General features: G+C 69.7%; 17 protein-coding genes. 13 read left to right on the top strand and 4 right to left on the bottom strand.

All coding sequences use genetic code 11. The features are described 5' to 3' along the window. Positions 1-49 precede the first annotated feature (49 nt). Genes EJC51_RS06745 through EJC51_RS06730 form a run of 4 tightly spaced genes read right to left on the bottom strand, consistent with a single transcriptional unit; the run spans position 50 to position 4,228 of the window. Entirely contained in the window at positions 50-1,081 is a 1,032-nt protein-coding gene (locus EJC51_RS06745) for a LacI family DNA-binding transcriptional regulator (protein ID WP_126270197.1), read from the bottom strand. Then, entirely contained in the window at positions 1,078-1,983 is a 906-nt protein-coding gene (locus EJC51_RS06740; RefSeq protein ID WP_126270196.1) for a carbohydrate ABC transporter permease, read from the bottom strand. The genes EJC51_RS06745 and EJC51_RS06740 overlap by 4 nt, the downstream gene beginning before the upstream one ends. Further along, entirely contained in the window at positions 1,980-2,903 is a 924-nt protein-coding gene (locus tag EJC51_RS06735; protein WP_126270195.1) for a carbohydrate ABC transporter permease, read from the bottom strand. The genes EJC51_RS06740 and EJC51_RS06735 overlap by 4 nt, the downstream gene beginning before the upstream one ends. Beyond that, on the bottom strand, positions 2,900-4,228 hold the full coding sequence (locus EJC51_RS06730; protein ID WP_126270194.1) for an ABC transporter substrate-binding protein: 1,329 nt from the start codon (positions 4,226-4,228) through the stop codon (positions 2,900-2,902). The genes EJC51_RS06735 and EJC51_RS06730 overlap by 4 nt, the downstream gene beginning before the upstream one ends. Positions 4,229-4,410: 182 nt before the next feature. Here EJC51_RS06730 and EJC51_RS06725 point away from each other — a divergent pair, with 182 nt between their 5' ends. The 13 genes from EJC51_RS06725 (at position 4,411) to EJC51_RS06665 (ending at position 17,615) form a co-directional block, all read left to right on the top strand. After that, positions 4,411-6,432 carry a beta-galactosidase gene (locus tag EJC51_RS06725; RefSeq protein ID WP_126270193.1) on the top strand — a complete coding sequence of 674 codons (2,022 nt, stop codon included), beginning with the start codon at positions 4,411-4,413 and terminating at the stop codon, positions 6,430-6,432. Positions 6,433-6,562: 130 nt separating this feature from the next. Continuing rightward, entirely contained in the window at positions 6,563-8,122 is a 1,560-nt protein-coding gene (locus EJC51_RS06720) for a glycosyl hydrolase 53 family protein (protein WP_126270192.1), read from the top strand. Between the two features lie 192 nt (positions 8,123-8,314). Further along, the gene (locus tag EJC51_RS06715) at positions 8,315-8,602 is read left to right on the top strand and encodes a helix-turn-helix domain-containing protein (RefSeq protein ID WP_097260320.1); all 288 of its coding nucleotides are present in this window, start codon (positions 8,315-8,317) and stop codon (positions 8,600-8,602) included. 29 nt (positions 8,603-8,631) lie between these two features. Further along, positions 8,632-9,594 (top strand): SMP-30/gluconolactonase/LRE family protein, encoded by a 963-nt coding sequence (locus tag EJC51_RS06710; protein WP_126270191.1) that lies wholly within the window; start codon positions 8,632-8,634, stop codon positions 9,592-9,594. 61 nt (positions 9,595-9,655) lie between these two features. After that, complete coding sequence (gene crcB / locus EJC51_RS06705; RefSeq protein ID WP_126270190.1) at positions 9,656-10,114, top strand: fluoride efflux transporter CrcB; 459 nt, start codon at positions 9,656-9,658, stop codon at positions 10,112-10,114. After that, on the top strand, positions 10,111-10,491 hold the full coding sequence (locus EJC51_RS06700; RefSeq protein ID WP_126270189.1) for a DUF190 domain-containing protein: 381 nt from the start codon (positions 10,111-10,113) through the stop codon (positions 10,489-10,491). Before crcB (EJC51_RS06705) ends, EJC51_RS06700 begins: the two co-directional genes overlap by 4 nt. Beyond that, positions 10,488-10,841: a fluoride efflux transporter CrcB gene (gene crcB, locus EJC51_RS06695; protein ID WP_126270188.1), complete on the top strand. Its 354-nt coding sequence runs from the start codon at positions 10,488-10,490 to the stop codon at positions 10,839-10,841. Before EJC51_RS06700 ends, crcB (EJC51_RS06695) begins: the two co-directional genes overlap by 4 nt. 48 nt (positions 10,842-10,889) lie before the next feature. Beyond that, positions 10,890-11,726, top strand: a complete 837-nt coding sequence (locus tag EJC51_RS06690) for an undecaprenyl-diphosphate phosphatase (RefSeq protein WP_126270187.1) — start codon at positions 10,890-10,892, stop codon at positions 11,724-11,726. A 158-nt stretch (positions 11,727-11,884) separates the two neighbouring features. Beyond that, the gene (locus tag EJC51_RS06685) at positions 11,885-12,568 is read left to right on the top strand and encodes a FadR/GntR family transcriptional regulator (protein WP_126276844.1); all 684 of its coding nucleotides are present in this window, start codon (positions 11,885-11,887) and stop codon (positions 12,566-12,568) included. After that, complete coding sequence (locus EJC51_RS06680) at positions 12,565-14,019, top strand: amino acid permease (protein ID WP_126270186.1); 1,455 nt, start codon at positions 12,565-12,567, stop codon at positions 14,017-14,019. Before EJC51_RS06685 ends, EJC51_RS06680 begins: the two co-directional genes overlap by 4 nt. Positions 14,020-14,095: 76 nt before the next feature. Continuing rightward, positions 14,096-15,112, top strand: a complete 1,017-nt coding sequence (locus EJC51_RS06675; protein ID WP_126270185.1) for an asparaginase — start codon at positions 14,096-14,098, stop codon at positions 15,110-15,112. A 108-nt stretch (positions 15,113-15,220) separates the two neighbouring features. Then, complete coding sequence (gene aspA, locus EJC51_RS06670; protein ID WP_126270184.1) at positions 15,221-16,633, top strand: aspartate ammonia-lyase; 1,413 nt, start codon at positions 15,221-15,223, stop codon at positions 16,631-16,633. Positions 16,634-16,682: 49 nt separating this feature from the next. Then, positions 16,683-17,615 carry a glutaminase gene (locus EJC51_RS06665; RefSeq protein ID WP_126270183.1) on the top strand — a complete coding sequence of 311 codons (933 nt, stop codon included), beginning with the start codon at positions 16,683-16,685 and terminating at the stop codon, positions 17,613-17,615. Positions 17,616-17,684: the final 69 nt, after the last annotated feature.

Raw genomic sequence — 17,684 nt, 5'->3', positions numbered from 1 at the left:
GCCCCCGGCCGAACAGCCGGTTGCGCGCCCGTGCCGAAGAAGAACACCCTCAGGTCGAGTCGCGTTTCACGAGCTCGGTCGGCAGGATCACCGCCATCGGGTCCTCGCCGTTGATCTGCGCCAGCAGGACCCGCACCATCTCGGCGCTGATCCGGTCGTAGGGCTGGCGGATCGTGGTGAGGGCCGGGGTGGCCTCCAGCGCGGCGACGGAGTCGTCGAAGCCGCCCACGGACACGTCCTCGGGGACCCGCCGGCCGGCCCTGGCCAGCGCGGCGAGCGCCCCCTGGGCCATCAGGTCGGAGGCCACGAACATGGCGTCCAGATCGGGGGCCTGCGCCAGCAGCCGCTCGGCCCCCGCCTCGCCGCTTGCGCGGCTGTAGTCGCCGGAGACGACGAGCCGCTCGTCGATCGCGATGCCCGCGTCCGTGAGCACCTCCTTGTAACCGGCGAGCCGGTCCACCCCGCCGGGGGTGTCCAGCGGGCCGCTGACCATGGCGATCCGGCGCCGCCCCAGCGACAGCAGATGGCGCACCATGTCGCGGGCGCCGTCCCGGTCGTCCGCGGCCACGTAACTCACCTTGGCGCCGGACCCCATCGGCTTGCCGCACTGCACGAGCGGTACGCCCGCCTCGCGCAGCTCCTCCGCGACCGGGTCACCGGAGTGGCTGGAGACCAGCAGCACCCCGTCGACGTGCCCGGCGGTGATGTACCGCGTTATGCGCCGCCGTTCGTCCTTCGTGCCCGCCAGCATCAGCAGCAGCGGGATGTCGTGCGCGGCCAGCGCCTGGGTGCAGCTGCTGAGCAGGACGTTGAAGTTCGGGTCCTCGAAGAACCGCTCCTGAGGCTCCGTCAGCAGGAAGCCGATGGAGTCCGAACGTCCGGTGATCAGCGACCGGGCGTGCCGGTTGACGACGTAACCCGTCTTGCGGATCGCCGAGTTGACCGCTTCCTGGGCGGCCGGGCTGACGTAGTGGCCGCCGTTGAGCACTCGCGAGACCGTGCCGCGCGAGACGCCTGCCTCGCGCGCCACGTCGTGGATCGTCGGCGGCTTGCGGCGGCCCCCCGTGTTGCTCATGGTCATGACTTTACGGCCCCGGACAGCAGATCGAGACTCCAGAACCGCTGGATGACCATGAAGAGCGCGATCAGCGGGAACACCGCGAGGAACGCCCCGGTGATCACCAGGGTGTACAGGGCCGGGGTGTTGGCGCCCTGCTCCAGGAGCGTGTACAGACCGAGCGTGATCGGGAACTTCTCGTCGTCGCTCAGCATGATGTAGGGGAGCAGGAAGTTGTTCCAGATCGCCACGAACTGGAACAGGAAGACGGTCACCATGCCGGGGACCATCATCGGCAGCGCGACCCGGCTGAAGATCCGCCACTCGCTCGCCCCGTCCATCCGCCCGGCCTCCACCACGTCCGCGGGCACGGCGGCCTGGGCGTAGATACGGGCGAGGTAGACACCGTACGGCGAGAGGATCTGCGGCAGCAGCACGGACAGGTACGAGTCCGTCAAGTCCGCCTGCGCCAGCAGCAGATACTGCGGCACGGCGAGGATGACCGGCGGCATCAGCACACCCGCGAGCAGCACGTTGAACATCGTCTCGCGGCCGCGGAAGCGGTAGATCGCCAGCGCGTAGCCGCTGAACGCCGACACCACCGTGGACAGCAGCGCGCCGCACCCGGCGTAGAAGGCGGAGTTGCCCATCCACTGCCAGTAGACGCCGCCGCGGTAGGCGTTGAGGTCCTTGAGGTTGTCGACGAAGCCCGAGCCCGGCAGGAACGTGAAGGTCGAGAACAGTTCCTCGCCGGACTTGGTGGAGGCGATGACCACCCAGGCGACCGGGAGCAGCGTGTAGAGCGCGCCGATCAGCAGGGTGAGCGTGGGGACGAGCGCGATCCGGCGGCGCAGGGGCGGGCCCTGGGCGGCGCCGGGCGTGGTGCCGGCGGCCGGCTCCGCCTTGCGGACGGCAAGAGAACTCATCGTGCTGCCTCCTGCTTCTGACGACGGTTCGCGGCCCGCAGGAACCCGAAGGACAGCAGCAGTGTGGCGAGCGCGATGATCACGGCCTGGGCGGCCGCCGCGTAGATGTCGTTGGTGCCGAACGCGTCCCGGTACACCTTCATCAACGGGCTCCACGTCGTGGACACCGAGTTGGTGAGGGGCTTGAGGGTGGTCGGCTCGTTGTACACCTGGAGCGTGGCGATGATCGAGAAGAAGAAGGTCAGCACCAGCGAGGGCGCCACCATCGGGATCTTGATCTTCAGTGCGACCTGGCGCGGGGTGGCCCCGTCCAGCTTCGCCGCCTCGTACACCTCGGCCGGGATGGCCTGGAGCGCGGTGTAGATGACGATCATGTTGAAGCCGGTGCCGCCCCACACCGCGATGTTGGAGAGGGCGAGGTACAGCGGACCGCCGTCGAGCAGGTCCGGCTGCGGCAGGCCGAACTTCTCCAGCAGGTAGTAGAACGGGCTGACGTCCGGCAGGTACAGGAAGCCCCACAGCATGGCCGCCACGACGCCGGGGATGGCGTACGGCAGGAAGATCGCGAGGCGGGTGAAGGGGGTGAACCGGACCTTGTCGCTGTCGAGCATCAGCGCGAAGAGCAGGGCGAGGCCCAGCATCACGGGGACGACGATGCAGCCGTAGCCGAGGACGCGCAGCGCGCCGTGCAGCAGCTCGCTGTCGTGGAGGGCGGCCGTGTAGTTCGACAGGCCGGCCCAGACCTCGTCGCGGGCGCCCTTCCCGAGGCCGAGGCCCGAGACGTGCACCTTGCGGAAGCTGAGCCAGACCGCGTACCCGATGGGCAGCGCGAAGAAGACCAGGAACAGGACCGTGGCGGGGATGAGGAAGGCATACGGGGCCCCCTTGACCCCGTACGACTTCCGGCGTGCGCTCGTCACTCGGAGACCCCGAAGCCCTGCTTCTTGAGGTCGGCGACGGTGGCGGCCTGCATCGTGTCCAGGGCCGCGGCGAAGTCCGACTTGTTCTTGGCGGCGGCGCCGAAGGCGTCGTTGAAGGCCGTGTAGGCGACGTTCACGTTCGGGCCCCAGGCGGAGGGCGCCGTGGTCTTCGCGATCTCGGCGGCCTTGGTGTAGAAGTCGGCCTGGTTCGAGAAGTACTCCGGCGCCTGGGCGAAGGCGCCCGAGGTCTGGGCGTTGGTGGCGGCCGGGTAGATGCCGCTCTCCTTGGCCAGCGCGGTCAGGGCCGCGTCGTCGGTGTTCAGCCAGGCGGCGAACTTGGCGGCGGCCTCCTGGTGCTTGGAGTCCGTCGTCACGGCCGTCGAGGAGCCGCCCCAGCTGCCGGTCTTGTTCTCGCCCGCGGTCCACTGGGGGAGCGGGGCCATGGCCCACTTGCCCTTGGTGTCGGGCGCGGCCGTGGTCAGCGTGCCCGGCGCCCACACGGCGGAGACCCAGGCGATCTGCTTGCCGGTGTTGAGCGCCTTGTTCCAGGCCGGGGTGTACATCGGCTGGTTGTCGATGGCGCCCTCCTTGACGAGGCCGCCCCAGAAGTCGGCGACCTTCTTGGTGGCCGCGTCGTTGATGCCGACCTTCCACTTGTCGCCCTCGGTGGTCCACCACTTCGCGCCGGCCTGCTGGGCCAGGCCCGCGAAGAGGCCGGAGTCGTTGGCGGAGAAGGTGGTGAGGTCCGTGCCGGGGGACTTCTTCTTCAGCGCGCGGGCCGTCTCGGCGAACTCGTCCCAGGTGGTGGGGACGGTCAGGCCGTACTTCTTGAAGAGGTCCTGGCGGTAGTAGAACATCATCGGGCCGATGTCCTGCGGGACCGCGTAGACGGCGTCCGTGCCCAGCGTGGTCTGCTGCCAGACACCTTCGGCGAACTTGCCCTTCGCGTCGCCGACGTTCTTCGCTATGTCGGCGAGGGCGTCGTTGCTGACCAGCGTCGGCAGCGCCTGGTACTCGGCCTGGACCAGGTCGGGGGCCTTGCCGGCCTTGTGCGCGGTGAGGATCTTGGTGACCAGTGTGTCGCCGGACGCCTGCTTCTTCACCGTGACGGTGATCTGGTCCTTCTTGCCCTGGCCCTTGTTCCAGAGGTCGACGACCTTGTCCATGCCGGGGGTCCAGGTCCAGTACGTCAGCGAGACCGGCCCCGATTCGGTCTTCGAGTCGCCGTCGTCCGAACCACAGGCGGCGAGCGCGGTGGCGCCGAGGGCGACGGCGACGGTGGATGCTGCCACTCTGCTGAGCCGGCTGCGCTTCGTGATGGGCATGGATCTCTCCCCTGACCTGGGTCCCCGCCTGCTGCGAGAACCTGCCATGCTTCTGTGAGCGTTCACAGTAGAGAAACATCCCGGACACTTGTCAATGGTTGTTGCTGTGCGGTTATGTTGGGATCGCACCGCTGATCAAGTCTGTGCACGTTCCCAAATGATCGATTTCACGGGAGAGATCCATGCCGGAGACCAGCCCCAAGGGCCTCACCAGGCTCGCCTTCGGTGGGGACTACAACCCCGAGCAGTGGCCGGAAAGCGTGTGGCAGGAGGACGTCCGCCTGATGCGCGAGGCCGGCGTCACCATGGTGAGTGCCGGAATCTTCTCCTGGGCGCTGCTGGAGCCGTCACCCGGGGTGTACGACTTCGGCTGGCTCGACCGCCTGTTGGATCTGCTGCACGAGAACGGCATCCGCGTCGACCTCGGCACCCCCACCGTGGTGCCGCCGGTCTGGTTCTACCGGGCCCACCCCGACGCCCTGCCCGTGACGGCGGAGGGCATGCGCCACGAGTTCGGCTCCCGGGGCGCGATCTGCCACAGCAACGCCGACTACCGCGCCGCCGCCGCGAACATCACGACCAAGCTGGCCGAGCGCTACGGCGCTCACCCGGCGCTCGCGATGTGGCACGTCCACAACGAGTACGGCGTCCCCGTCTCGGCCTGCTATTGCGACTCCTGCGCCGCCCACTTCCGCCGCTGGCTGGCGTCGACGTACGGCACGGTCGACGCCGTCAACGAGGCCTGGGGCACCGCGTTCTGGGGCCAGCGCTACGGCGGTTTCGAGGACATCAACCCGCCGCGCCTGAGCCCCACCGTCGGCAACCCGGCCCAGGCGCTGGACTACAAGCGCTTCGCCGACGCCACCATGCGCGAGAACTTCGTCATGGAGCGGGACATCCTGCACCGCCTCGCGCCCGGCATCCCGGTGACGACCAACTTCATGACCGCCCTCAGCCAGTGCGACTCCGTCGACTACTGGGCCTGGGGCCGCGAGGTCGACATCGTCACCAACGACCACTACCTGATCACCGACGGCCGCCGCACCCATGTGAACCTGGCGATGGCCGCCGACCTCACCCGCTCGGTGGCCGGGGGAGCGCCCTGGATCCTCCTGGAGCACTCCACCTCGGGCGTCAACTGGCAGCCCCGCAACCCCGCCAAGGCCCCGGGCCAGATGGCCCGCAACTCCCTCGCCCACGTGGCGCGCGGCTCCGAGGGCGCCATGTTCTTCCAGTGGCGCCAGTCCCGGCGCGGCGCCGAGAAGTTCCACTCCTCGATGCTCCCGCACGGCGGCACCCACACGCGCGTGTGGCGCGAGGTCGTCGAACTCGGCGCCTCGCTCGACTCGTTGAGCACGATCCGCGGCACCCGCACCGAGGCCGACGTCGCCGTCCTGTGGGACTGGCACTCCTGGTGGGCGCAGAGCCTGGACTGGCGCCCCAGCGAGGACCACGACGCCCGCGAGCGCGCCGACGCCTTCTACGAGACGCTCTACGACCGCCACCTCACGGTCGACTTCGCCCACCCCGAAGCCGACTTGTCGAGGTATCCCCTTGTCGTCGTACCGGCCCTCTACCTGATGACCGAGGCGGCCGGGACCAACGTCCGGGAGTACGTCGAGAACGGCGGCACCCTCGTCGTGTCGTACTTCTCCGGCATCGTCGACGAGCACGACGCCGTGCACGAGGGCGCCTACCCCGGCCCGCTGCGCGACGTCCTCGGCCTGACGGTCGAGGAGTTCTCACCGCTGCTGAAGGACCAGTCGGTGCGTCTCACCGGCGCCGACGGCTCCGAGCTCAGCGGCGACGTCTGGACGGAGTTCGTCGTCCCGCGCGGCGCCGAGACCGTGTGGACGTACGCCGACGGCCTCACCGCGGGCCACCCGGCCGTCACCCGGCACCGCTTCGGCCAGGGCTCCGCCTGGTACGTCTCCACCCGCCTCGGCGCGGAAGGCCTCGACGCGTTGCTGGGCTGGGCCACCGACGACGCCGGGATCACGCCGCGCGCCGACCTGCCCCGCGATGTCGAAGTGGTGCGCCGCACCGGCGAGTCGGGCACCTACCTGTTCGCCATCAACCACACCGGCTCGGACGCCAAGGTGCCGTTGGAGGCCTCCGGCACCGAGCTGCTGACCGGTGAACGCGCCGCGGGCCGCCTGGAGATCCCGGCGGGCGCCGTACGGGTCGTACGACTCGACGGCTGAGCGCGGGCCCCTGGGGCCCCACCGACTCCCCTCCGCCCGTGCGAGCCGCGAGCCGCGGGTGGAGGGGCCCCTTCGCCGTCCTCGGCGAAGGCACCCCCAACCCCATTTGTCGAAGGGACGACGGACGACGATGTTCCATCCCAGACGCACCCTGCGAGCCCTGCTCCTCCCGCTCACCGCGGGGCTCGCCCTCACCGCCCTGCCCGCACAGACCGCCCAGGCGGCGAGCACGCTGACCAACGGCGGGTTCGAGTCCGACGGCGCGGGCGTGGCCGTCCCCGCCGGCTGGTCCGAGTACGGCACGACCGCCGCCTCCTACACCGAGTCCGGCGGCCACGGCGGCAGCTACCGCCTCACCCACTACTCGTCCTCCGCCTACAAGGTGGAGACGTACCAGTACCTGTCCGGGCTGACCAACGGGAGCTACAAGCTCACCGCGTGGGTCCGCTCCGGCGGCGGCCAGAACTCCGCCTACATAGCCCTGAAGAACTGCGGCGGCACCGACCAGCGCACCGACCTGCCGGTCTCCCCGAGCGGATGGCTGCACATCGTCGTGCCGGTCAACGTGACCAACAACCAGTGCACGATCAGCATCAACAGTGACGCGAACGCCGGCAACTGGATCAACGTTGACGACCTGACCTTCGCGTCCGGTACGTCCAGTACGTCGATCAAGGGTTCCGACGTCTCCTCCCTCGCCAAGAGCGAGGCCCTGGGCGGCACCTACCGGACCAGCTCCGGCACCACAGGCGACGCGCTCGCCATCCTGAAGTCCGCCGGACAGAACTACGCGCGCGTCAAGGTGTGGGTCAACGCGGCCGACGGCTACAACGGCAAGACCCAGGTCCTGGCGATGGCCAAGCGCATCAAGGCGCAGGGCATGAAGCTGCTGGTCGACTTCCACTACTCCGACACCTGGGCCGACCCGGGCGCCCAGACCGTGCCGGCCGCGTGGTCGGGCCACAGCTACAGCCAGTTGAAGACGGACGTCTACAACCACACCTACGACGTCCTCAACGCGCTGAAGGCGCAGGGCACCACGGCCGACATGGTCCAGGTGGGCAACGAGATCAACGGCGGCATGCTGTGGTCGGCGGGCTCCACCGACAACTGGTCGCAGCTCGCCGGGCTGCTCAACTCCGGCTACAGCGCGGTCAAGGCGGTCAGCTCCTCCACCCAGGTCGCGCTGCACCTCGCCAAGGGCGGTGATCTGAGCGGCACCCGCTGGTGGTTCGACAACGCGGTCGCGGCCGGCGTCAAGTTCGACGTCATCGGCCTGTCCTACTACGGCTACTGGCACGGCTCGCTCTACGACTTCCAGACGACCCTGGACGACGCGGCCTCGCGTTACGGCAAGCCGGTGTTCGTCGCCGAGACGGCCTACCCCTTCCGTCTCGACAGCGACGACTCCTACGAGAACATCATCGACCTCACCGGCGAGCTGGTCTCCGGCTACCCCGCCACCACGGCCGGCCAGACCCGCTGGATGAACGACGTCGCGAGCATCGTGGAGGCCGTGCCCAACGGCCGTGGCCTCGGCGTCTTCTACTGGGAGTCGACCTGGACCGCGGTCACCGGCAACGGCTGGGACCCGACCGACTCCTCCTCCGGCAACGGCTGGGAGAACCAGGCGCTGTTCGACTACGACAACAAGGCGCTGCCCGCGATGGCGTGGTTCAGCCACCGGTAGTCCCCGTCGGACAGGGGGCCCGGCCGCGCGGACGCGGCCGGGCCCCTTTGTTGTCCTGTGCGAGTACCGAACTGCCTTTTCTCGCAAGTGCGTGCGGTACCGGACAAGGTGTGAGAAGTCCATCCATGACGGCGTCGACTGCGGGACAGTGGGAACACGCGGTTTCGAGGAGGTCGAACGGAGGCGCACGACATGCTGAGGACTCCCGTCAGTCAGCGTCGGCTGGACATCCTGGAGTGGCTCAAGGACCCGGTCGCGCACTTCCCTGCCCAGCGCCGCGGCTGCCCGGCCGAGGACGGCGTCACCGCGGCCGCCGTCGCCGCCAAACTCGGCGTGCGGCGCCAAGTCGCGGACACCCACCTGGAGTTGCTCGCCGACATCGGCCTGCTGCGCACCAAGCGGGTCCGCCGCCGGGTCTACTACCGGCGCGACGAGGTGCGAATAGCCGAGGTGGCCCGCATGTTCGAGAAAGGCTGGTAGACAGAGCAGCGCGAGAGAGGCGGTAGTTCGTGGAGCGTCCACAGAAGCTGGTCCCGCACCGGTACGTGTCCATCGGCGGCCACGGCCCCGAGGACGTCGTCGCCGACAGCCGGGGCCGCGTGGTGACCGGTGTGGCGGACGGCCGCATCCTGCGCCTGGACGGCCTCGCCGATCCGGCCGCGACCCGCGTCGAGGTGCTCGCCGAGACCGGCGGCAGGCCGCTCGGCCTCGAACTCCTCGCGGACGACGACCTGTTGGTGTGCGACGCCGAACTCGGCCTGCTGCGCGTCGACCTCACCGACGGCCTCGTACGCATCCTCGCCGACTCGGTGGCGGGGGAGCGGCTGCGGTTCTGCAGCAACACCGTCGCCCTGTCCGACGGCAGCATCTGTTTCACGGTCTCCAGCCGCCGCTATCCCCTCGACCAGTGGATCGGCGACATCGTCGAGCACACCGGCACGGGCCGGCTGCTGCGTCTCGCGCCCGGCAGCGAGCGGCCCGAAGTCCTCGCGGAGGGGCTGCAATTCGCCAACGGACTGGCCCTGAGCTCCGACGAATCGTTTCTCGTCGTCGCCGAGACCGGCGCCTGCCGCCTCGCCCGCCACTGGCTCACCGGACCGCACGCGGGGCGTACCGAACCCTTCGCCGAGAACCTCCCCGGCATGCCCGACAACCTCTGGCGGGCCGGCCCCGACGGACCGATCTGGGTCTCCCTGGCCGGCCCCCGCGTCCCGCCGCTCGACCTGCTGCACCGAGCCGACCCCGCCGTCCGCCGTGCCGCCGCCCGCCTGGCGGTCCGCGCCCCGTTCCGCCCCACCGGCACGATCGGCGTCCTGGCCGTCGACGACTCCGGCGGGACCGTCCACCACCTCACCCGCCGCCACTCCGGCTTCCGCATGGTCACCAGCGTCTGCGAGGCGGCCGGCCATCTTGTCCTGGGCAGCCTGTGGGAGCGGGGCATCGCCCTGTGCGAGCCGCCCACCGGTAAGTGACCCCGGCGTTACCCTGTTGACCGGCCGTGATCAGGCCGTCCAGGCAGGGAGACGTACGACCATGACAGCCCCGGAGACCGAGAGCCTCCGTGTCCCCACCCCGCGACGACCGCCGGTGCTGCGCGGTCAGGCGTCCGTCGTGGCCGTGGTCGCGCTCGGCGGCGCGATCGGGGCGACCGCCCGCTACGCGCTCTCCCTCTGGTGGCCCCTCCAGCCGGGCGGGTTCCCCTGGGCGACCTTCTGGACCAACGTCGTCGGCTGCGCGGTCATAGGCGTGTTCATGGTGCTCATCACCGACGTCTGGGCCGCCCACCGGCTGGTCCGCCCGTTCTTCGGCACCGGAGTCCTCGGCGGCTTCACCACCTTCTCCACGTACGCCGTCGACATCCGCAGACTGATCGCCTCCGGCCACCCCGGCACGGGACTGGCCTACCTCGCCGCGACCCTCCTCGCGGCTCTCACCGCGGTGTGGCTCGCCGCGACCGCCACCCGCCGCGTCCTGAAGCGGAGGCAGCCATGACGAGGCTGACCGGAAGTGCCCTGCGCGTGACCGTGTTCGTCGGCGAGAACGACACCTGGCACCGCAAGCCCCTCTACAGCGAGATCGTGCACCGCGCGCACACCGCGGGCCTCGCCGGTGCCAGCGTCTTCCGCGGCATCGAGGGCTTCGGCGCCTCCTCCCTGATCCACACGTCCCGGCTGCTGTCGCTGAGCGAGGACCTGCCCGTCGCGATCGTCATCGTCGACACCGAGGACCGGGTCCGGGCCTTCCTGCCCCAGCTCGACGAACTCGTCACCGAGGGCCTGGTCATCCTCGACGACTGCGAGGTCATCCGGTACGTCGGCCGCGACGCCGACTCCGGCAAAACGGACGGCAAGGGTAAGAGGTCGTTGTGAACTGGCTGCTGGTCGTCGCGGGTGCCATGGTCGGCGCCCCGCTGCGCTACCTCACCGACCGCGCCATCCAGTCCCGCCACGACTCGGTCTTCCCCTGGGGCACCTTCGCGGTCAACGTCACCGGCTGTCTGGTGCTGGGCCTGGTCACGGGAGCGGCGGGACCGCACGTGCGGTTGCTGCTCGGCACGGGACTGTGCGGGGCGCTGACGACGTACTCGACCTTCTCCTACGAGACGCTGCGGCTGGCCGAGACCGGGGCGGGGCTGTACGCCCTCGCCAATGTCGGCGCGAGTCTGATCGCCGGTCTGGGAGCGGCGTACGTGGGCGTGGAGCTTGCCCAGGCGGTGTAAAACTGTGGCCGCCTTGTCTCGTCCTCCCTGCCGGAAGAACTGGATCCCATGAGCGTCATCAGCGTCGGTCAGGCCGTCGTCCTCGGAGCCGTCGAGGGGGTGACCGAGTTCCTGCCGGTCTCCTCCACCGGTCATCTGAAGATCACCGAAGGGCTGATGAACATCCCCGTCGACGACGACGCCGTCGTCGGGTTCTCGGCCGTCATCCAGGTCGGCGCGATCGCCGCCGTGCTCGTGTACTTCCGCAAGGACATCGCGCGGATCGTCTCCGCCTGGTTCCGCGGGCTGCGCGACAAGGAGGAGCGGTACCACCACGACTACAAGTTCGCCTGGTGGGTCATCTACGCGACCATTCCGATCGTCGCCGTGGGCCTGGCCGCCAAGCCGCTGATCGAGGGGCCGCTCGCCTCGCTGTGGGTCGTGGCCGGCTCGCTGATCGCGGGCAGCGGCGTGATGTGGGCGGCCGACCAGATGGGCCGCCACAAGCGCGGCGAGGACGACACCTCGTTCAAGGACGCGATGCTCGTCGGCAGCTCCCAGATCCTCGCGCTGCTCTTCCCCGGTTTCTCCCGCTCCGGCGCCACCATGTCCACCGCGCTCATGCTCGACCTGGACCGCGTGGCCGCCACCCGCCTCTCCTTCTTCCTCGGCATCCCGGCCCTGACCGGCGCGGGCATCTACGAACTCAAGGACGCCCTCGGCACCGGCGCGGGCGCCGCCCCCCTGGTCGTCGGCACGGCCGTCTCCTTCGTCGTGGCCTACGCCTCGATCGCCTGGCTGCTGAAGTTCGTGGCGAAGCACTCCTTCAACGCGTTCGTGATCTACCGGATCGTCGTCGGTGTCCTGCTCTTCGGCCTGCTCGCGACCGGCGTGCTGGACAGCTGACCGGCCGGGACGGGGCGTGAGCCGGCATTCAGCTCTCACGCCCCGTGAAATTCTCCTTTCAGGTGCCTTGACAGCACCCTCCCGCCGCCCGGAGTATCTCTCCCGTGAACCTGTCAGACAGCCGGACAGCCGGACAGCCCCCGCGGCGCATCAGCGCCATGGAAGCGGTGCTGGCGCATCTGCGCGACGCCATCGAGCGCGGTGACTACGCCATCGGCGACAAGCTCCCCTCCGAGGCCGAGCTCTGCCGCACGCTGGAGATCAGCCGCCCCGTGCTGCGCGAGGCCCTGCGGGCGCTCCAGACCATGGGGCTGACCGTCTCCAAGACCGGCAAGGGCACCTTCGTGGTCGCCAACGCCGTGGAGGACCCCACCTTCGGCGACTACGCGGCCAGCGACCTGCTGGAGGTGCGCCGGCACGTCGAGATCCCCGTCGCCGGGTACGCGGCCCTGCGCCGCACCCCGGAGAACCTCGACCACCTGGCGCATCTGCTCGACCGCATGGAGCGGGAGACGGACACCACCGCGTGGGTCGCGATGGACACGCTGTTCCATCTGGCCGTCGCCGAGGCCGCCCAGAACCCGGTGTTCCGCCGGGTCATCGAGGAGATCCGGGACGCACTGGCGCGTCAGTCGGCCTTCCTCAACGAGCTGGGCGGGCGCCGTGAGCAGTCCAACCGCGAGCACCGGGCGATCGTCGAGGCGCTGATCGACGGTTCCGAACACGACGCGGTGGAGGCCATGTCCCACCACCTCGACCGCGTCGAGACCACCCTCACCGACATCGTGCGTCCCCCTGGCAAGGGCACGGACACCCCCACGGAAGGCGACCCCCAGGCGTGAGCGAGCAGTCCCTGCACGACGACGTGCAGAAACGTTCCGGCCATGTCGACGCGGGAGACGAGGGATACAGCAAGTCCCTCAAGCACCGGCACGTCAACATGATCGCCATCGGCGGTGCCATCGGCACCGGCCTCTTCCTCGGCGCGGGCGGCCGCCTCGCCGACGCCGGCCCCTCCCTGTTCATCGCCTACGCGGTCTGCGGCATCTTCGCCTTCCTGGTGGTCCGCGCCCTCGGTGAACTCGTCCTGTACCGCCCCTCCTCCGGCGCCTTCGTGTCGTACGCCCGGGAGTTCCTGGGCGAGAAGGGCGCCTACGTCGCAGGCTGGATGTACTTCCTGAACTGGGCCACCACCGGCATCGCCGACATCACCGCCGTGGCCGTCTACACCCACTACTGGGGCATGTTCTCCGACATCCCCCAGTGGGTGATCGCGCTCATCGCGCTCGCGGTCGTCCTCACCGTGAACCTCATCTCGGTGAAGATGTTCGGCGAGCTGGAGTTCTGGTTCGCCATCGTCAAGGTGGGCGCGCTCGTGGCGTTCATGCTGATCGGCATCTTCCTGCTGGTCACCCAGCACGAGGTCGGCGACACCACCCCGGGCCCGGCCCTGATCACCGACCACGGCGGCGTCTTCCCCAACGGCCTGCTGCCCATGCTGCTGATCCTCCAGGGCGTCGTCTTCGCCTACGCCTCGGTGGAGCTGGTGGGCGTCGCGGCCGGCGAGACCGAGAACCCCGAGAAGATCATGCCGAAGGCGATCAACTCGATCATGTGGCGCGTGGGCCTCTTCTACGTCGGCTCGGTCGTCCTGCTGTCGATGCTGCTGCCCTGGAACAAGTACACCGGCGGCCAGAGCCCGTTCGTGACCGTGCTCTCCAACATCGGCGTCCCGGCGGCCGGCGGCGTGATGAACCTCGTCGTCCTCACCGCGGCCATGTCCTCCCTCAACTCCGGCCTGTACTCCACCGGCCGCATCCTGCGCTCCATGGCCAAGTCCGGCTCCGCGCCCAAGTTCACCGGCGTCATGAGCCGCAGCCAGGTCCCCTACGGCGGCATCCTGCTCACCAGCGGCATCTGCGTCCTCGGCGTCGGCCTCAACGCCGTCGTCCCCGCCGACGCGTTCGAGATCGTGCTGAACTTCGCCGCGATCGGGATCCTGTCCACCTGGGGCATGATCATGGTCTGTCACCTGCTCTTCTGGCAGAAGACCGAGAAGGGCGAACTGACCCGCCCCGGCTACCGACTGCCGGGCTCCCCCTGGACCGAGATCGTGACGCTGGCGTTCCTCGCCTCCGTCCTGGTCCTGATGTACGCCGACGGCGGCGTCGGACGCACCACCGTGCTGTGTCTGCCGCTGATCATCGGGGCGCTGGTCGCCGGGTGGTACGCCATCCGCGGCCGGATCGCCCGGACGGCGGCCGAGACCCTCTCCGCAGGCGCCGACACGTGAGCACGCACGTGAGCGCCGAGATCCACCCCACCGGCGGCCACGCGTGATCCGCGCGGCGCACCCTTAGAAGGCAGTTATGTTGAGCAGTTTCGTCGCGGACGCACCCCTGATCCGCGAGCCCCTCCACGCTCCCGTCGCCCACCTCATACGCGGCGGGGTCGTGGAGGGCATCCACTACGGTTCCGTCGTCGTCCTCGGTGCCGACGGCCGCGTCGAGTTCCAGCTCGGCGACATCGAGGCCGCGTTCTATCCGCGCTCGGCGCTCAAGCCGGTGCAGGCGGTCGCCATGGTGCGGGCGGGGCTGCCGCTCGACGGCGAGCTGCTGTCGCTGGCCGCCGCGAGCCATTCCGGCGAGGAGCGGCATCTCGCCGGGACGCGACGGATCCTCGAACTGGCCGGTGTCGGCGAGGACGCCCTGCGCAACGTTCCCGACATGCCCTTCGGTCCGGGGGTGCGGGACGAGTGGGTGCGGGAAGGGCGCGCGGCCTCGCGGCTCGCCCAGAACTGCTCCGGCAAGCACGCGGCGATGCTGTACACCTGTGTGCTGAACGGGTGGCCCCTTGAGGGGTACCTCGACCCCTCGCATCCGTTGCAGCAGGCCATCGCCGAGATCGTCGAGGACCTCACCGGGCAGCGGATCGCGAGGGTGACGGTGGACGGGTGCGGGGCCCCGCTGTTCTCCGTGTCCCTGAACGGGCTGGCCCGTGCCGTCTCGCGGATCGCCTCCGCGGTGCCCGGTACGCCCGAGGCGCGGGTCGCCGACGCGATGCGCGCGCATCCGGAGATGGCGTCCGGGGCGGGGCGGGACGTCGCCGCGCTGATGCGGGCCGTACCCGGGCTGCTCGCCAAGGACGGGTTCGAGGGTGTTCAGGTCGCCGCGCTGCCTGATGGGCGGGCGGTTGCCGTGAAGATCGCGGACGGGGCGAACCGGGCGCGGATTCCCGTGGCCGCGGCGGCACTCGCGTGGGCCGGGGTGTCTCCGGAGCTGCTCACCGAGTTCCAGGGCGAGGCGCTGCTTGGGGGCGGGGAGCCGGTGGGGTGTGTGCGGCCGGTTCGGTCGCTGGAGCCCGTTGTGGTCTCTGCTTGCGCCTAAGGACGTGCCGGATCTGTTGAAGGGCGACTGCGGGCCGGTTGTGGCTGGTCGCACAGTTCCCCGCGCCCCTAAGACACTCACCCCTCTCAGAAAGAGGAACCGAACCTCATGACCACCGTCGTCGCCCGCAGTGAGCACGATCTCCTCGGGTACCGGGACATCCCCGCCGACGCCTACTGGGGTGTGCACACCCTGCGGGCCACCGAGAACTTCCCCATCACCGGGACGCCCATCTCCGCCTACCCGCATCTCATCGACGCCCTCGCCGCCGTCAAGGAGGCCGCCGCTCTCGCCAACGAGGAGCTGGGGCTGCTGGAGCCGCGCAAGGCCGCCGCCATTGTCGAGGCCTGCCGGGAGATCCGGGACGGGAAGCTGCACGACCAGTTCGTCGTCGACGTGATCCAGGGCGGGGCCGGCACCTCGACCAACATGAACGCCAACGAGGTCGTGGCCAACCGGGCGTTGGAGCTGCTGGGGCACGCGAAGGGCGAGTACCGGCATCTGCACCCCAACGAGGACGTCAACCTGGGGCAGTCCACCAATGACGTCTACCCGACCGCGGTCAAGATCGCGACGGTCTTCGCGGTCCGTGGACTGCTCAAGTCGATGGCTGTACTACAGGACTCGTTCGCCCGTAAGGCGGTCGAGTTCCGTGACGTGCTCAAGATGGGCCGTACACAGTTGCAGGACGCGGTGCCGATGACGCTCGGTCAAGAGTTCTCCGCGTACGCCGTCATGATTGACGAGGATCGCAACCGTCTTGACGAGGCGGTCCAGTTGATCCATGAGATCAACCTGGGGGCTACTGCCATCGGCACCGGGCTCAACGCCCCCGCCGGGTACGCGGAGGCCGCGCGGCGGCACCTGTCCGCCATCACCGGGCTGCCGCTCGTCACGGCCGCCAACCTGGTCGAAGCCACCCAGGACTGCGGGGCGTTCGTCCAGATGTCCGGTGTGCTCAAGCGGATCGCCGTCAAGCTGAGCAAGAGCTGCAATGATCTGCGGCTGCTGTCGTCGGGTCCGCGTGCGGGGCTCGGGGAGATCAACCTGCCGCCCGTGCAGGCCGGTTCGTCGATCATGCCCGGCAAGGTCAACCCGGTGATCCCCGAGGTCGTCAACCAGGTCGCCTTCGAGGTGATCGGCAACGACGTGGCCATCACCATGGCCGCCGAGGCCGGCCAGCTCCAGCTGAACGCCTTCGAGCCGATCATCCTGCACTCCCTCTCGGAGAGCATCACGCACCTGGGCGCCGCCTGCCGCACCCTCGCCGAGCGTTGCGTGGACGGCATCACCGCCAACACCGAGAAGCTGCGCGCGAGCGTCGAGAACTCCATCGGTCTGGTCACCGCCCTCAACCCGCACATCGGGTACGAGGCCGCCACCGACATCGCCAAGGAGGCCCTTGCGACCGGCCGCGGTGTGGCGGAACTGGTGCTGGAGAAGGGGCTGTTGCCTGCCGAGACGCTCGCCGACCTGCTGCGGCCCGAGGTCGTCGCGGGCAGTGGGCAGGCCCTGGCCTGATCAGTCCCCGCACCTGGTGGATGCGCGTCCCGACCGGCCCGGAGGCACAATGGTGATCATGAGTTCGTCCCTGACCTTCGAGCCGGTCCTGGAACGCATCGCCGAGGAGATCGAGCGCACACCGGGCCGGGGCCGCCCCGCCGACTACATCCCGGCGCTCGCGGCCTGCGACCCGCGCCGCTTCGGCATGGCCGTCGCGGAGCTCGACGGCACGGTCTACGGCGTGGGGGACTGGCGGCAGCCGTTCTCCACGCAGTCCGTCACCAAGGTCTTCACGCTCGCCCTCGACCTGGCCCGCGAGGGCGACGAACTCTGGGAGCACGTGGGCCGCGAGCCCTCCGGCAACCCCTTCAACTCCCTGGTCCAGCTGGAGTACGAGAACGGCATCCCGCGCAACCCCTTCATCAACGCGGGCGCCCTCGTCGTCACCGACCGGCTGCTGACCCGTACCGGAGACGCGGCGGGCGAGCTGCTCGCGTTCCTCCGCGCGGAGAGCGGCAATCCCAAGCTGGAGTTCGACGAGGAGGTCGCCGCCTCCGAGTCGGCCCACGGCGACCGCAACGCCGCGCTCGCCCACTTCATGGCGTCGTACGGCAACATCCACAACCCCGTGCCCGGCCTGCTCGACCAGTACTTCCGGCAGTGCTCGCTCATGGCCTCCTGCGCCGACCTGGCCCTGGCGACGAGCTTCCTGGCCCGGCACGGCATCCGCGCCGACGGCACCCGGCTGCTCACCCGCAGCCAGGCCAAGCAGGTCAACGCGGTGATGCTGACCTGCGGGACCTACGACGCGGCGGGCGACTTCGCCTACCGGGTCGGCCTGCCGGGCAAGAGCGGGGTCGGCGGCGGCATCATCGCGGTGGTGCCGGGGCGGTGCACGCTGTGCGTGTGGAGCCCGGGGCTCGACGAACGCGGCAACTCGGTCGCGGGCGTCGCGGCGCTGGACAGGTTCACGACGCTGACGGGCCTGTCGGTCTTCTAGGGCGTCTTCTTGACACAGGTGTGCCACACCCCCGTCAATTTCCGGCCACCTGACAGCGAAACGCTCCCA

The sequence above is a fragment of the Streptomyces aquilus genome (assembly GCF_003955715.1).
Classification (GTDB): domain Bacteria; phylum Actinomycetota; class Actinomycetes; order Streptomycetales; family Streptomycetaceae; genus Streptomyces; species Streptomyces aquilus.
Note: the sequence above shows the minus strand (reverse complement) of the source record. Positions and strands in the feature narration are given on the sequence as shown.

Excerpts from the sequence above, each read along its gene's own strand:
- EJC51_RS06745 (WP_126270197.1), bottom strand. The coding sequence starts at position 1,081 with ATGACCATGAGCAACACGGGGGGCCGCCGCAAGCCGCCGACGATCCAC.
- EJC51_RS06740 (WP_126270196.1), bottom strand. The coding sequence starts at position 1,983 with ATGAGTTCTCTTGCCGTCCGCAAGGCGGAGCCGGCCGCCGGCACCACG.
- EJC51_RS06730 (WP_126270194.1), bottom strand. The coding sequence starts at position 4,228 with ATGCCCATCACGAAGCGCAGCCGGCTCAGCAGAGTGGCAGCATCCACC.
- EJC51_RS06725 (WP_126270193.1), top strand. The coding sequence starts at position 4,411 with ATGCCGGAGACCAGCCCCAAGGGCCTCACCAGGCTCGCCTTCGGTGGG.
- EJC51_RS06720 (WP_126270192.1), top strand. The coding sequence starts at position 6,563 with ATGTTCCATCCCAGACGCACCCTGCGAGCCCTGCTCCTCCCGCTCACC.
- EJC51_RS06715 (WP_097260320.1), top strand. The coding sequence starts at position 8,315 with ATGCTGAGGACTCCCGTCAGTCAGCGTCGGCTGGACATCCTGGAGTGG.
- crcB (WP_126270190.1), top strand. The coding sequence starts at position 9,656 with ATGACAGCCCCGGAGACCGAGAGCCTCCGTGTCCCCACCCCGCGACGA.
- EJC51_RS06700 (WP_126270189.1), top strand. The coding sequence starts at position 10,111 with ATGACGAGGCTGACCGGAAGTGCCCTGCGCGTGACCGTGTTCGTCGGC.
- EJC51_RS06690 (WP_126270187.1), top strand. The coding sequence starts at position 10,890 with ATGAGCGTCATCAGCGTCGGTCAGGCCGTCGTCCTCGGAGCCGTCGAG.
- EJC51_RS06685 (WP_126276844.1), top strand. The coding sequence starts at position 11,885 with ATGGAAGCGGTGCTGGCGCATCTGCGCGACGCCATCGAGCGCGGTGAC.
- EJC51_RS06675 (WP_126270185.1), top strand. The coding sequence starts at position 14,096 with ATGTTGAGCAGTTTCGTCGCGGACGCACCCCTGATCCGCGAGCCCCTC.
- aspA (WP_126270184.1), top strand. The coding sequence starts at position 15,221 with ATGACCACCGTCGTCGCCCGCAGTGAGCACGATCTCCTCGGGTACCGG.
- EJC51_RS06665 (WP_126270183.1), top strand. The coding sequence starts at position 16,683 with ATGGTGATCATGAGTTCGTCCCTGACCTTCGAGCCGGTCCTGGAACGC.